Origin of the sequence: Streptosporangium sp. NPDC049046 (genome assembly GCF_040649155.1) — a bacterium.
Classification (GTDB): Bacteria; Actinomycetota; Actinomycetes; order Streptosporangiales; family Streptosporangiaceae; genus Streptosporangium.
Genome location: NZ_JBEZEZ010000048.1, coordinates 1 through 14,759 on the forward strand (window position 1 = coordinate 1; position 14,759 = coordinate 14,759).

The 14,759-nt window shown below is 71.7% G+C and carries 9 protein-coding genes; 1 reads left to right on the forward strand and 8 read right to left on the reverse strand.

Annotated features, from left to right (window positions below; translation table 11 throughout):
• The 4 genes from AB0B96_RS38265 to AB0B96_RS38280 all read right to left on the reverse strand — a co-directional run.
• The coding region (locus AB0B96_RS38265; RefSeq protein WP_362906885.1) for a beta-ketoacyl synthase N-terminal-like domain-containing protein at positions 1-5,534 on the reverse strand (5,534 nt) is incomplete at its 3' end.
• Between the two features lie 177 nt (positions 5,535-5,711).
• Positions 5,712-6,935 (reverse strand): type III PLP-dependent enzyme, encoded by a 1,224-nt coding sequence (locus tag AB0B96_RS38270; RefSeq protein WP_362906887.1) that lies wholly within the window; start codon positions 6,933-6,935, stop codon positions 5,712-5,714.
• Entirely contained in the window at positions 6,932-8,464 is a 1,533-nt protein-coding gene (locus AB0B96_RS38275) for an AMP-binding protein (protein ID WP_362906889.1), read from the reverse strand. Before AB0B96_RS38275 ends, AB0B96_RS38270 begins: the two co-directional genes overlap by 4 nt.
• Positions 8,465-8,755: 291 nt before the next feature.
• Positions 8,756-10,294, reverse strand: a complete 1,539-nt coding sequence (locus tag AB0B96_RS38280) for an AMP-binding protein (protein ID WP_362906891.1) — start codon at positions 10,292-10,294, stop codon at positions 8,756-8,758.
• 262 nt (positions 10,295-10,556) lie between these two features.
• On the opposite strand from AB0B96_RS38280, the gene AB0B96_RS38285 reads away from it, so the two are divergent.
• Positions 10,557-10,805: an acyl carrier protein gene (locus AB0B96_RS38285; protein ID WP_362906893.1), complete on the forward strand. Its 249-nt coding sequence runs from the start codon at positions 10,557-10,559 to the stop codon at positions 10,803-10,805.
• 48 nt (positions 10,806-10,853) lie between these two features.
• On the opposite strand, the gene AB0B96_RS38290 is transcribed toward AB0B96_RS38285, so the two are convergent.
• From AB0B96_RS38290 to rfbC, 4 genes are all read right to left on the reverse strand, one after another.
• Positions 10,854-11,804 (reverse strand): ACP S-malonyltransferase, encoded by a 951-nt coding sequence (locus tag AB0B96_RS38290; protein ID WP_362906895.1) that lies wholly within the window; start codon positions 11,802-11,804, stop codon positions 10,854-10,856.
• Between the two features lie 4 nt (positions 11,805-11,808).
• Positions 11,809-12,708: a proline iminopeptidase-family hydrolase gene (locus AB0B96_RS38295; RefSeq protein WP_350950181.1), complete on the reverse strand. Its 900-nt coding sequence runs from the start codon at positions 12,706-12,708 to the stop codon at positions 11,809-11,811.
• 156 nt (positions 12,709-12,864) lie between these two features.
• Positions 12,865-13,989 carry a DegT/DnrJ/EryC1/StrS family aminotransferase gene (locus AB0B96_RS38300; protein WP_350950182.1) on the reverse strand — a complete coding sequence of 375 codons (1,125 nt, stop codon included), beginning with the start codon at positions 13,987-13,989 and terminating at the stop codon, positions 12,865-12,867.
• Between the two features lie 25 nt (positions 13,990-14,014).
• On the reverse strand, positions 14,015-14,644 hold the full coding sequence (gene rfbC, locus AB0B96_RS38305) for a dTDP-4-dehydrorhamnose 3,5-epimerase (protein ID WP_362906898.1): 630 nt from the start codon (positions 14,642-14,644) through the stop codon (positions 14,015-14,017).
• Positions 14,645-14,759 lie beyond the last annotated feature (115 nt).

Consider the following 14,759-nt stretch of genomic DNA (forward strand, 5'->3'; position numbering starts at 1 on the left):
TGCCGCGCCCCCGCCAGGAACCGAAACGCCTCCGCCGCCCGCCGCACATCCCACGACCGCACCGGCAACGGCCGCAACACCCCCCGCCCGAACAGATCGAGCACCTCCGCCAACATGTCGCGCAGGCCGTCGAGCCCCGCCTCCATCAGCGAGTACGGGATGTAGTCGACTCCGGGACAGGCGGCGGCGACCTCCTCGGGGGCGCGCAGGTCGGTCTTGCCGATCTCCAGGAAGCGGCCGCCTCGGGGCAGCAGGCGCAAGGAGGCGTCCACGAACTCACGCGCCAGCGAGTTCAGCACCACATCCACCCCGCGACCCTGCGTCACCCCCAGGAAACGCTCCTCGAAGTCCAGATCCCGCGACGAGGAGATGTGCTCCTCATCCAGCCCCAACGACCGCAACACCCCCCACTTGGCAGGACTCGCCGTCGCGAACACCTCCGCCCCCAGATACCGCGCCAGCTGCACCGCCGCCATACCCACCCCACCGGCACCCGCGTGCACCAGCACCGACTCCCCCGAGGTCAGGCCGCCGAGCTGGACGAGCCCGTAGTAGGCGGTGAGGTAGACCACCGGGACGGACGCGGCCCGCTCGAAGGTCCAGCCCTCGGGAATCGGTGCGAGCAGCCGCCGGTCGGTCACCCCCACCGGGCCGAACGCGCCGTCCAGCAGACCGAAGACCCGGTCACCCGGCGCCAGGTCGTCCACCCCGGCACCGACCTCCAGCACCACGCCGGCGACCTCTCCGCCGATGGGCTCGTCGTTCTCGGGCACCATGCCCAGGGTGACGACCAGGTCCCGGAAGTTGAGCCCGGCCGCGCGGATGGAGACCCGCACCTCACCGGCCTCCAGTGCCCTCGCCGCCTCGGGTGCCGGGACCAGCGCCAGGTCCGACAGGCTCCCCTTGACCGGCGCGTCCAGCCGCCACTCGGCCACCCCCGCCGGCACCGCGAGCCCGTCCCCGCCCGCCGCCCGCGCCAGGCGGGGGACGAGCACCGTGCCGGACCGTACGGCCAGCTGCGGCTCGCCGGAGCCCGCGGCCGCGAGCAGGGCCGCGCCCGGCACGTCGTGCTCGTCGAGGTCCACCAGCACGATGCGATCCGGGTTCTCCGACTGCGCCGACCGCAGCAGGCCCCACACCGGCGCGTTCGCCAGGTCACGCACGTCCTCACCGGGCCCGGTCGCGACGGCGCCCATGGTCACCACCACCAGCCGCGCCGACCCGAACCGCTCCTCGGCGAGCCACTCCCGCACCAGCCCCAGCGCCCGGCGGGTGGCCTGTCGTGCCTCGCCCGCCACATCCGCGTCGGTCCCGGTTCCGGGGAAGGAGGTGAACACCAGGTCGGGAACCGCGTCCGTGCCCGCGAGCGAGGCCAGGTCGGCGAACTCCCCGCTCACCACGCCCGCCGTCCGCAGGCCGTGCGTGTCGGGGCCGAGCAGGGCGGCCCCGGTCGCCCCCGACGTCTCCACCACCGGCAGCACCGCCCAGTCGAGGCGGAACAGGGAGTCGTGGTGCGAGGCGGCGGCCGCGGAGAGCGACTCGGCGGAGACGGGGCGCGAGACCAGCGAGCGTACGGAGGCGACGGCGGCCCCCGAGGTGTCGGCCAGCCGCAGCGACACGGTGTCCGGGCCTTCCGACCACAGCCGCACCCGCACGGTGGAGGCGCCCGTGGCGTAGAGGGAGACCCCGCTCCAGGCGAACGGCAGGCTCACGCCACGCCCCGCGGTCTCCTGCTCGCCCTCCAGCAGCGACTCCGCGTGCAGGGCGGCGTCCAGCAGCGCCGGGTGCAGGCCGAACCTCCCGGCGTCGGCGGCCACCCCCTGGGGCAGGTCCACCTCCGCGAAGATCTCCTCACCGCGCCGCCAGGCCGCCCGAACCCCCTGGAACACCGGGCCGTACCCGTACCCCTGGCTCGCGAGCCGCTCGTACAGGCCGTCCACCTCCACCGGCGTCGCACCCGCCGGAGGCCACTCGATGAGATCGAACACCTCCGGAGATCCGGCCGGGATCACGAAACCGGTCGCGTGACGGGTCCACGGGGCGTCGACCGGGGCGCTCTCCGAGCGCGAGTGGACGGTGACCGGACGGCGGCCCGACCCGTCGGGCGCCCCCACCGACACCTGTACCTGCACGCCGTCGTCCCCCAGCGGCAGCGGCGCCTCCAGGGCCAGCTCGTCCACCGTCCCGCATCCCACCTGGTCACCGGCGCGCACCGCCAGCTCCACGAACGCCGTACCCGGCAGCAGCACGGTGCCTGAGGCGGCGTGGTCGGCGAGCCAGGGGTGGGTCTGCAGCGAGAGGCGGCCGGCGAACAGCACCCCGTCGGAGTCGGCGAGCATCACGGCCGCGCCCAGCAGCGGGTGCTCGGCGGCGACCAGCCCCGCCGAGGTGACGTCGCCTCCGGACACGCCGGAGTCCAGCCAGAAGCGTCGGTGCTGGAAGGCGTAGGTGGGCAGGTCGACCCGCCGCGGGCCGTACGGGGCGAACGCCTGCTCCCAGTCGACGCTCAGGCCGCGGACGTGGGCCTCGGCAGCCGAGGCGAGGAAACGGCGCGGGCCGCCCTCGTTTCGGCGTAGGGAACCGAAGGCGGAGGCGTCGACGCCGGCCTCGTCGATCGTGTCCTGGACGCTCATCACGAGCACCGGGTGCGGGCTCGACTCCAGGAACACGCGGTGTCCCTCGGCCAGCAGCGTACGGACCACCTGGTGGAACTCCACCGGGTAGCGGGCGTTGCCGAACCAGTATTCGGCGGTCAGCTCGGCGGTGTCGAGCAGGCCGCCGGTCACCGTCGAGTAGAACGGGGTGTGGCCGGTCCTCGGGGAGACCGGGGCGAGCAGTTCCAGCAGCCGCTCGCGCAGCGGATCGACCTGGGCACAGTGTGAGGCGACCGAGGAGGCAATCACGCGGGCACGCACGCCCTCGGCCTCGCACTCGGCGACCAGCTCGGTCAGGGAGCCGGCGTCGCCGACCACGGTCGAGGAGAAGGGGCCGTTCTTGCCGCCGACGGACAGCTTGCCGTGCCAGCGGGCGAGCCGCCGCTCGACCTCGTTGGCGGGCAGCGCGACCGCGGCGACTCCGCCCTTGCCCAGCAGGGTCTCGGTGAACAGCCGGCTGCGCAGCACGATCACGCGTACCGCGTCGGCCAGCGACAGTCCTCCGGCCACATACGCGGCGGCCACCTCGCCCTGCGAGTGGCCGACGACGGCGGCCGGCCTCACCCCGTAGGACTCCCAGAGCGCGGCGAGCGAGACCATCACCGCGAACAGCACCGGTTGGACCACGTCCAGCCGGTCCAGGGAGGGCGCGTCCGGTGCGCCGCGCAGCACGTCGAGCAGTCTCCAGTCCACGTGGGTCTCGATCTCCGCCGCGCATTCCGCCATGCTCCGCGCGAAGACGGGGAAGGAGTCGAGCAACTCGGCGGCCATTCCCGCCCACTGGGACCCCTGGCCGGGGAAGACGAAGATCGGGCCTTCCCCGGTGGAGGCGACGCCCTCGACCACGCCGGGAACCGACTCGCCCTCGGCGAGGGCGGCGAGGGCGGCGAGCAGTTCCTGCCTGTCCCCGGCGACGACCACGGCGCGGTGGTCCCACGCCGACCGCGTGGTCAGCAGGGAGTGTCCGAGGTCGACCAGTCCCAGGTCCTCGTGGGCCGCCACGTGGGCGGCGAGGCGCGCGGCCTGGTCGCGCAGCGCCTTTCCTCCCCTGGCCGACAGCGCCACCGGCACCGCGGCGGGCTCGGTCCGCTCCTGCGCGACGGCGGCCGGCGCTGTGTTCACGCCGTCCACGCCGTCCTTGCCGTCCTTGCCGTCTTCGCCGTCCACGCCGTCCGGGACGCGCTCGGCGGTCGGGGGCTCCTCCAGGATCACGTGCGCGTTGGTGCCGCTGACGCCGAAGGAGGACACCGCGGCCCGGCGCGGGGCGCCGGACTTGTCCCAGGGCAGGTCCTCGGTCAGCACTTCGACGGCGCCGACGGACCAGTTGACGTACGGGGAGGGCTCGTCGACGTGCAGGGTGCGGGGCAGCACGCGGTGCCGCATCGCCATCACCATCTTGATCACACCGGCCGAACCGGCGGCCGCCTGGGTGTGGCCGATGTTCGACTTGATCGAGCCCAGTTTGAGCGGCCGGGCGTCGCCGCGGTCGCGCCCGTACGTCGCCAGCAGGGCGTGCGCCTCGATCGGATCACCCAGCTTGGTGCCGGTGCCGTGCGCCTCGACCACGTCGACGTCCCCGCTGGACAGTCCGGCGTTCGCCATCGCCTGGCGGATGACCCGCTCCTGCGAGGGGCCGTTCGGCGCGGTCAGCCCGCTGCTGGCACCGTCCTGGTTGATCGCCGAGCCGCGGATGACCGCCAGCACCGGGTGCCCGGCGCGCACCGCGTCCGAGAGCCGCTCGACCACGATGACGCCGACGCCCTCGGAGAAGCCGGTGCCGTTGGCGGAGGAGGAGAACGCCTTGCAGCGACCGTCGGCGGCGATCACGCCCTGCCGGCTGAACGCGGTGTAGGTACCGGGGGTGGACATCACGGTCACGCCGCCGGCGAGGGCGAGCGAGGTCTCGCCCGTCCGCAGCGACTGGCAGGCGAGGTGGATCGCGACCAGGGAGGCGGAGCAGGCGGTGTCGACGGTGAGGGTCGGGCCTTCCAGGCCGAGGGCGTAGGCGATGCGGCCGGACACCACGCTGGTGGCGTTGCCGGTGACGAGATATCCCTCGACCTCCCTGGGCGCCTTGTCCAGCCGGGGACCGTAGTCCTGCGGCTCGGCACCGATGAACACGCCGGTCTGGCTGCCCTTCAGCGAACGCGGGTCGATACCGGCTCGTTCGAAGGCCTCCCAGGCGGTCTCCAGGACGAGGCGCTGCTGCGGGTCCATCGCCTCGGCCTCGCGCGGGTTGATCCCGAAGAAGTCGGGGTCGAACTCCGCGGCGTCGTGCAGGAAGTGCCCGACGCGCGCGTAGCTGGTGTTGGACTTCGCCGGGTCGTCGTCGAACAGCCGGCCCAGGTCCCACCCTCGGTCCGTGGGGAACCCGGTGACCGTCTCGCGCCCTTCGGCGACGAGCCGCCACAGCTCCTCGGGAGTGGCGACGCCGCCCGGGTAGCGGCAGCCGATGCCGACGATCGCGATCGGCTCGTCGGAGCCGGCGGCCGCGTGGACCTCGGAGATCCTCTCCCCTGCCAGGTCGAGGACCTCGGTGAACAGGTAGGCGGCGACGGCCGCCGGGGTGGGGTGGTCGAAGGCGATCGTCATCGGCAGCTCCCTGCCGATCCGCTCGGCCAGCCGGTCGTGCAGTTCGACGGCGGCGAGCGAGTCGAAGCCCATCTCCCTGAACGCCTGGTCGGGGTTCACCTCCTCGGGCGCGTACGGGAGCATGTTCCCCAGGATCTCGACGGTCAGGTCGTGCACGAGCCCGACCAGGAAGCCGAGCCGTCGCTCGACGGGCAGGTCCGCGAGGGATGTCGCGAACGCCGAAGGTTCTCCCCGCCTGCCGCCCGCCGCGTCGGAGGTGCTGGAAACGAACTGCTCGGACTCGCTCATCGGTCCACTCCACGTCGTGTGAAAAGCCGTATAGATCTTCGAAGTCGGCGGAGACCACCGCGGGTCCGCGCCGGACGGCCCCGCCGCTCCGCCCTGCCGGGGCTCGGGCCGCCGAGGTCAGGGCCCGGCGAGGGCTCAGCAGGGGCTCGGCCCACCGAGGTCGGGGCCGGTGGGATCTCAGTCGTATTTCCTGGTGAACTCGACGCGCGAGGCGGACACGACCTCGCCGCCGCGTACGACGACCTCGGTGGGCGCGGGGCGCCCGAGGAACATCAGCAGGCTCGCGGTCATCCCGTACGCGCCGGCGTTGGGGATGCTCACCACGTCGCCGACCTCGAGCACCGGTAGCGGCACGTTCTTGCCGAGCACGTCGCCCGGCGTGCACAGCGGCCCCGCCAGGGTCGCGACCTCCCGCTCGGCGGGGTCGGTCTCCTCCAGCCGCACCGACACCGGCAACAGCCGGCCCAGCCCGGACATGCCGCCGAGGGTGTTGATGCCCGCGTCGAGGATGACGAACTTGCGGCCCCGGCTCTCCTTGATGTTGACCACGGTGCACAGCAGCTCCCCGCAGTCGCCGACCAGGTGACGGCCGGACTCGCAGGCGATCCGGGGGACGCCGCGGCGCCAGTCGGGGAACTCCTCGTCGAGGACGTCCTCCAGTTCCGCGCGGAGGTTGGGGTAGGCGGGCCGCTCTCCCGGCGAGAGGTACGGGGCGGCGAATCCCCCGCCGATGTCCAGGAGGTGGACGGGCAGGCCCACCTCCCGCCGGAGTCGCGCGGCGACGGAGATGGTGTGGCGGAACTCGCCGACGAGGCTCTCCTCGTCCTTGGCGTTGCTCAGTGAGAACAGGTGGGCCCCGAACAGCCGGGTGCCGGGCACCGCGCGCAGCTCGGGCATCAGCTCCGGCAGCGTCTCGCTGTCGATGCCGAACTGCGACGGCGTGCCGGTCATCCTGATGCTGGTGGCGGCGCTGGAGGTGGCGCTGTTGACGCGCAGCAGGCAGTCGGCGACCACGCCGTGCCCGGTCGCGACCTCTCCGACGTGCCGCAGGTCGCTCGGCGACTCCACGGAGAACGAGGTGACCCCGGCGCCGATCGCGACCCGCAGCTCCTCGTGGGTCTTGCCCGGCCCGGTGTAGAGCATCTCGGAGCCGGTGAAACCGGCCTCCAGCGCGGCGGTCAGCTCGCCGGTCGAGCTGATCTCGGCCAGGCAGCCGCGCTCACCGGTCCCGCGCAGCGCCCGCGCGATCTGCGGGTGCGGGTTGGCCTTGAAGGAGAAGAAGAGTTCGAAGCCCTCGGGAAGCGAGGACAGCAGGGAGTCACGGGCGGCCGTGACACGGTCGAGGTCGTAGACGTACAGCGGGGAGCCGTACCTGGCGACGAGGTCCGCGTTCCGTGTCATCGCGCGCTCTCCTCCAGCAGCGACGCCAGCCGCTTGCGCTCGTTCTTGCCGTTGAGGGTGAGGGGGAACCTGTCGAGCACGTGGCAGGCGGCGGGCACCTTCGGCGGTTCCAGCCGTCTGGCCAGCTCGCGCAGCACCACGTGGGAGGGCAGGTCGCCCTCCACGAACACGACGAGGTCGCGGTGCTCGTCGGGGGGCAGTGCGACCGCCGCCGTGACGCCGGGGATGTCCATCGCGGCGGCCTCGATCTCCACCGTGCTCATCCGGGTGCCCTTGCGTTTGAACATGTCGTCACGCCGCCCCTGGAAGTAGAGGTAGCCGTCCTCGTCGAGCCGTCCGTAGTCGCCGGTGTGCAGGCGCACCTCGCCGGTGTCGGGGTCGGGGCGGTAGGCACGCGCGGTCAGGACGGGGTCGCGCCAGTAGCCGGCCATCACGTTCGGCCCGGCCACGACGATCTCCCCGACCTCTCCCGGGGGCACCGGGCGGCCCTCGCCGTCCAGGATGAGCACCCGGGTGCCCGGCAGCGGCCTGCCGGACGCGCCGGGGCGCTCGGCGTCGAGCTCCGGTTCCATGATGGTGACGCGCTTGCACTCGGTGATGCCGTACATCCGGACCACCCGCGCGCCGGGGAACGACTCGTGCAGGCTGTCGATGGTCGCGGCCGGCAGCGCCGCCCCGGTGTTGGTGAACATCCGCACGGTGGGCGCGGAGCCGGGGGCGCGCCTGGCCAGCGTCGCGATCATCGCGCCCAGGGAGGGGACGACCGGGACGATCGTGGCTCCGCACTCGCGGATCTGCCGGAGCAGCACCAGGTCCGGCTCGTCACCGGCCAGCACCAGCTCCGCGTGGCCGAGGGCGGACAGGAAGATCTGGTACAGGCCGTAGTCGAAGGACATCGGCGGGCGGCAGAAGACCACGTCGCCTCGCCGGTAGCCGAGCACCGCGTTGATGGCGGAGGCGGCGTAGGTGACCCGGGCGTGCGGGCACACCACGGCCTTGGGTGCGGCGGTGCTGCCCGAGGTGTAGATGAGGATCGCCACGTCCTCCGGGAAGATCTTGACGGGCTCGTGCTCGGCGGGCCGGCCGACCCGCTCCTCGACCTCGGCCCAGATCTCGTCGATGTCGTGTACGGGCACCTCGGCGGCGGTCTCCCGCACGGTCTCCCCGGAGCTCCCGGTCCCGATGACCAGCGCGGGTTCGGAGTCCTTCAGGACCGATCCCAGGTGGAAGGGCTTCATGCCGGGGTTCAGCGGCACGAGGACGGCGCCGCGCCTGGAGACGCCGTAGACGATGGGGGCCACCTCACGCCGGTTGGGGAGTTGGACGATCACCCGGTCGCCGGGGATCACCCCCCGGTCCGCCAGCCAGCCGTCGAAGGCGTGGCTGAGTTCGACGACCCGCTGATAGCTCCACGCGCCCCGCGAGTCGCGGACCGCGGGATCGGCCGGGCCCGCGGCCGCGGCGTCGTCCAGCAGGTGGTGCAGGAGATCCGACCGCAGCGGCGGTGTCCCGGGTACCAAGCCTTCCAACGCGACTCTCCCGTTCCTGAATGAAAAAAGAATTCACTCCGGCTCTCATACCGCTTACTCAATAAGTGGGAGCCGAACAAATACATGGAAACGTTACCCCGGCACTCCCCGGACCCCACACCCCTACGGCCCCCCTAAAGGATTCCGAGACCATCCACGCATGCTCGGCCCCCTTTTCCGGGACGGCTTTCAGGAGAACACATTCACCGTCCTGTGCGCCATTGGGTGCGGCGTCGCGGGACCTGGCGCGTGAAATTCCGTATCCATGGGTCACACCGTTTCCGGCGACCGTCACACAGACCGGCCGGCACCGGCGAGCACGGTGGTGGCCCGGTCGCGCAGGCCCGCGCGGTCGACCTTGCGATTGGGGTTCAGCGGCAGCTCGTCCATGTGCCGGTAGTGGCGGGGGACGATGCCCGGCGGCAGGACCCGGCGGAGCCCGGCGGCGAGGTCGGCCGGGCGCGAGGGCGTCCCGGTGTAGAACACGACGAGCTCGGTGACGCCGTTGATGGTGCTGCTCACGGTCACCGCGTCGTCGACCCCCTCACAGCCGCACATGGCGTGGTCGATCTCGGCGAGCTCCACGCGCCAGCCCTGCACCTGCACCTGCGCGTCGGCCCTGCCCAGGTAGACCAGCTCGCCGTTGGCCGCCCGGCGGATCCGGTCGCCGGTGTTGTACCAGGTGCGCCCGTCGCGCTCGACGAACCGGCCGTCGTCGTCGGCGGGGTCGAGGTAGCCGGGGGTGGTCTGCGGCCCGGTGATCCACAGTTCGCCCTCGACCTCGGCGGGCCGGCCCTCGTCGTCCAGGAGCACGTGGTCGTGCCCGTCGTTGACGGTCCCGATCGGCGACATGCCGTTCACGCCCAGAGCCGGGGAGGTCTCCTGGTCCCAGCGATGACCGGCGATGGTGATGGTGAGCTCGGTCGGCCCGTAGAGGTTCTCCAGCGCGCAGGCGTCCGCCGCCCGTTGCCAGTCGGCGGCGTCGGCGCACTTCAGCGCCTCGCCGGCGAAGAAGCTCCAGCGCAGGCCGGGCAGCGCGCCCGGCTCCAGACGACCCGTCCTGCGGACCATGGAGATGGCGCTCGGCGTGGAGAACCACACCGTGACGCCCTGCTGCCGCAGGAAGGCCGGCAGGTCGCGGTAGGCGTGCGGCGGTACGGCGACCGCCGTGGCCCCGGCGCCCCAGGCGCAGAACAGGTCGAACATCGCGCAGTCGAAGGTCAGGTCGAAGGTCTGTGAGAAGACGTCGTCCGGGGTGAAGTCGTAGCGCGCGTCGAGGAGGTCGAAGTAGTGGGCGGTGTTGCCGTGGGTGATCGGCACCCCCTTGGGGCGCCCGGTGGATCCGGAGGTGAACAGCACGTACGCGACGTCGGAGGGGGCGACCGGACGCGGGCGCGCGAGCGCGCACTCCGGGTCGAAGGAGGTGATCGCCGGTTCGAGGACCGCGACGTCCAGCCCCGCCTCGCGCAGCTCGGCGGCTCGCGCCCTGCCACGACCGTCGACGATCAGCGTGGAGACCCCCGCGGCCTCGATCATCTGCCGGGTGCGGGCCGCGGGGAAGTCCGGCTGCAGCGGCACGACGGTCGCCCCGGCGAACAGTCCGGCGAGGACGCCGGTGTAGGAGGTGGCCCCCTTGGCGGCGAGCACCCCGACGGCCCCGGGCCGGGAGGGGGCCAGGAGTGACAGCGCGCCGGCCCACAGCAGCGCCGAACGGTGGACCTCGGCGTAGGTGGCGACGGCACCGTCGACACGGAAGGCCGCCCGTCCCGGAGAGGCCTCCAGGCCGCGCAGGAAACGCGCGTAGAGGGCGTGCGAGCTTTCGCCGTTCATTTCCATCCTAAGATCTCGACGAGTATCCGCGGTTATTCGGATACGCTTTACGGAAAGCACGGGAATAATTCAATTGATTCCGGCCGGCCCGGTGGACATCGAAGCGCACGCGCGCTAGATTCAACAACGGAAGGGCTGATTCCACAGCGTCGCCCGGCACGGGCACCGACTTCGACGGCGAATTCCGCGAGTCACGGCCCCGTCCCCTCCTTTTCGCACGCCCGCTCATCGCGACTCTCCTTGAGAAGGGAAATCGATTGCCATGTGGGACGATCGTTTCGAGGAAACCCTGCGCAGGCAGCTCCCCTTTCTGCCCGCCGACGAGAGGATCCGGGAGGACACCGGCCTGGCCGACTTCGGGCTGGACTCACTCGGCATCGTCGAGTTGCTGGCCACCCTGGAGGAGGAGTACGGGGTGAGGTTCAGGGACGAGGCGCTGACCATGGAGACCTTCGAGACGCCGGGGACCCTCTGGAAGACGCTGTCCGGGATGTTCAGGCCCGTCGCCTGACCGGTGAGGGTGCCCGCGGGACACCTCCCGGCGGATCCGCGGGCCCTCTCACGCACCTGAGCGCCGCACCGGCTGCGGCATCGTCGCCACCCGGGGATTCACCGGGACCACCGTGAAGTTCCTCGTCGTGACCGGCACCCGCCCGAACAGGCTGTCCTGCCCGGCGACGCAGACCCTGGTCACGCCGAGCTCCCGGAGGGTGGCCACCACCTCCGGCCAGCGCAGCGCCCGGACGAAGCCGTCCAGCAGCATCGTCCGCACCGCCTCGCCCGTCCTCAGCACGGTCCCGTCGTGGTCGTCGACGACCGGCAGGCGCGGATCGGCGAAACGCAGGCCGTCGAGGACCTCCTCCGCGGCCCTGCGCCGCAGCGGCTCGAACGCGGCCGAGTGCATCGGGGGCCGCATGGTGTAGAGGGAGAGACCTCCGAGGGAGCGCACCCGCCCCTGCAGCCACTCGACCCGCCGCTCACGCAGGGACAGCATGTGGAAGTCGTGGTCGACGCGGCAGGAGAGGTCGTACCACTCGTTCCCCGCGTCCAGCTCCGCCAGCACCTCCTTCAGCGCGGGCTCGGGGACGCGGACGAAGGAGTGGGTGACGACGTCGGTGTGCTCGCGGCCGAAGTAGTCCTCGGTGACGCGGGCCAGCCCCGCGGTCATGCGCACGGCGTCCTCGAAGGACAGCGCGCCCGAGTAGGCCGCGGCCGCCTTGCCTCCGAAGCTGGGGCCCGCGCACACCTCGGGCTCGACGCCGAGTTCCCGCTCCGCCCAGTCGGCCAGGGCGAGGCAGTTCACCATGAACGCGACCTGGGCCGCCTCCGTGTAGTCGTCTCCCGAGTCGCGGAAGCGGTCGACCAGCGAGTAGCCGAGCGCGTCGTCGGCGAGGGCGACCAGCCGCCGCGCCGAGGGGTTGTCGAGCATGAACCCGGCGACGTCGGCGAACCTGGTGGGGCCCATGCCGGGAAAGACGATCGCCGTGACGGCCTTGGCGCCGGTCTCCATATGGCTATTCCAAACTCTTGAGAAACTCGATCATGACCGCGATGAAACGCTCCGGCTCCTCCAGGTGCGGAGTGTGGCTGGAGTCCTCGAAGATCTCCCAGCGCGCGCCGGGGACGAGCTCGGCGTACGGCCGGACCGTGGCGGGAGTGGCCTCGTCGTGCCGCCCGGAGATCACCAGCGTGGGCACCTCGATGTCGGGCAGGCAGTCGACGACCCCCCAGTCGCGCAGCGAGCCGATCACGTGGAACTCGCTGGGCCCGTTCATCGCGTAGTAGACGGTGGGATCGTTGTAGATCTCCATGAACGTGGCGACGAACTCGCGCGGCCATGGCCGGAGCGTGCAGACGTGCCTGTTGTAGAAGACCATCATGGCGTCGAAGTACTCCTTGGAGTCCGTCGTGCCCGCGGCCTCGTGCTTACGCAGCGTGTCGTCGACGCCGGGCGGCAGCCTGTCGCGCAGGACCCGCATCTCGCTCAGCCACAGCGGATACGAGGCGGGGGCGTTGGCGACCACCAGACCGCGCAGGCCCGCAGGCCGGGCGGAGGCGTGCTTCGCCGCGAGCAGGCCGCCCCACGACTGGCCGAACAGCACGTAGTCACCGTCCACGCCCAGCCGTCGCAGCAGGTTGTCCAGCTCGTCGAGGAAGAGCCGCGGCGTCCAGAAGTCCGTGCTCGCGTCGGGCAGGTGGGTGGAGCCGCCGTTGCCCAGCTGGTCGTAGTGGACGACGGGCCATCCCGACTCGGCGAGCACCGCCATGCCGACCAGGTAGTCGTGGGTGCTGCCGGGGCCGCCGTGCAGGGCGACCACGGTCGGCCGCCCCGAGTTGGGAGTGCCGGTCACCCGGTACCAGGTCCGGTGCTCACCGAACGGCACGGTTCCCTTGGCGCTGGGGGCTGTGGACATGTGAACCTCCCTCACCGGATCGGCGTGCCGGGAACGGACTCAGGGCCGGGGTGCGACGGGCGCCTTCCCGCTCCCAGTGGTCTCCGGGAGCCCGGTGCCCTCGCGCATCCGGCTCCGCGGGCGGAGGGGCACCCGGCCGCCCGGGTGACGGGGGCGTCACCACCCCTTCCTGATCGTGTCGACGACGTGGCCGCGCTGCTCGTCGGTGACCCACGAGCCGACGGGGACGCACACGACGCGCGGGGCGACGCGTTCGAGGTTGGGCAGCAGCGCCGAGTACTCGCGTACGCAGGTGTGCAGGTCGTTGCGCTCGTGCACGTTGCTGACCATGATCCCGGCATCGTCCATGCGCTTCATGAACGACTCCCGGTCCTCGACCTTCATCGGGTAGATCCAGAAGGAGGACTCCCGGTCGCCCGCCCGTTCGGTCAGCTCCAGCCCGGGGATCCCGGCGAGCTCACGGTCGTAGAAGGCGGCGTTCTCCCTGTGCCTGGCCAGGACCCGGTCGACGCCCGCGAGATTGGCCAGGCCGATCGAGGCGTTGATGTCGTTCATGTGGAACTTGAAGCCCCACTCCAGGACGTCGGGCGGGTTGCGGAGCCGGTCGGCGGTGCGGTCGATGCCGAACCAGCGCAGCAGCCGGGCGCGCTCGTGCGCCTCGTCGGTGGGCAGCACGATCGCGCCGCCGTCGCCCGAGGTGAGGTGTTTGATGGCCTGGAAGCTGAAGACGGAGATGTTGCCGTGGTTGCCGAGCGGCCTGCCCCGGTAGGTGGCACCCCAGGCGTGCGCGGAGTCCTCGATCACCGCCGGCCGGAACCCGAACCTGGCCTCGGCCTCGTCGAGGATCTCCCCCAGCCTGTCGAGGTCGACCGGGTAGCCGGCGAAGTGCACGACCATGATGGCGCGCGTCCTGGGCGAGATCTTGCGGGCCAGGTCGTCCAGGTCGACGTTGAGGGTGGCCGGATCGATGTCGACCCAGCGGATGCGCAGCCCGTTGGCCAGGATCGCCCAGTTGGTGGCCTCCATGGTCAGCGGTGTGGACAGCACCTCGCCCTCGGGGTCGCCACCGGGCCGGCCGTCGCCGGCGACCAGGCGCAGTGCCAGGTGCAGGCCGGCCGTGGCGCTGTTGAGGGTGGCCACCCTGGGGTTGCCGATGGCCGCGCCCAGGGCGCTCTCGAACTCCTCGACCTTGGCCCCCTGGCCGATCCTGCCGCTGCCCAGGACCTGGGCGACCGCGGCCGGGGCATCGGCGGACATCGACACGCTGAACAGTGGGATCATCGCTGGCTCCAGACTTCGCGGTGTTTCATCCGGTGAAGGCGTATTCGCCGTGGGCGCCAAGGCCGTCGAGTTCCGCGTACCTCGCCTTGCAGTCGGCGTACGTCGGCAACATGCCCTGCTCGGCGGCCTCCCGCAGCGAGGGGGCCACCCGGTCCTTCTCCGACAGCAGCAGCCGCTGCCCCTGCGGCCAGGGCAGGGCCAGTTCCTCGTCCAGCGGGTCGATCTGGATCTGGCCTTCGGGTGACCAGGTGCTGGAGCACAGGTAGACGACCGTGGCGTGCTCGGTCAGCGGGGCGAATCCGTGCGCCAGGCCCTCCGCCAGGTAGAGGGCGTGGCGGTTCTCGGCGCTCAGCGTGACCGCGACGTGCTTGCCGTACGTGGGCGAGCCGACCCGGATGTCGACGAGGATGTCGACGATGGCCCCCTGGGCGCAGGTCACGTAGCGGGCCTGGCCGGGAAGGGCCGTCGCGTGCAACCCGCGGATCGTCCCGCGCCGGGACAGCGAGCAGTTGACCTGGGCGACCGAGAGCGGATGACCGATGGCCTTGTGGAACGCGGGCTGGTTGAAGACCTCCAGGAACAGCCCTCGGTCGTCCGTGAAGATCTGAGGGTTGATCAGGAACGAGCCGTCCACCTCAAGCTGGTGGATCTCCATGTCCGGAACCTTTCTGGGAGCCTGCCATGTGCCGGGGAACACGCGCGGGCCCGCGAAGCCTCTGACCACACGCAGAAAAACCGCACTCGGTCTCTCCGGATGTCACCGGAGATTT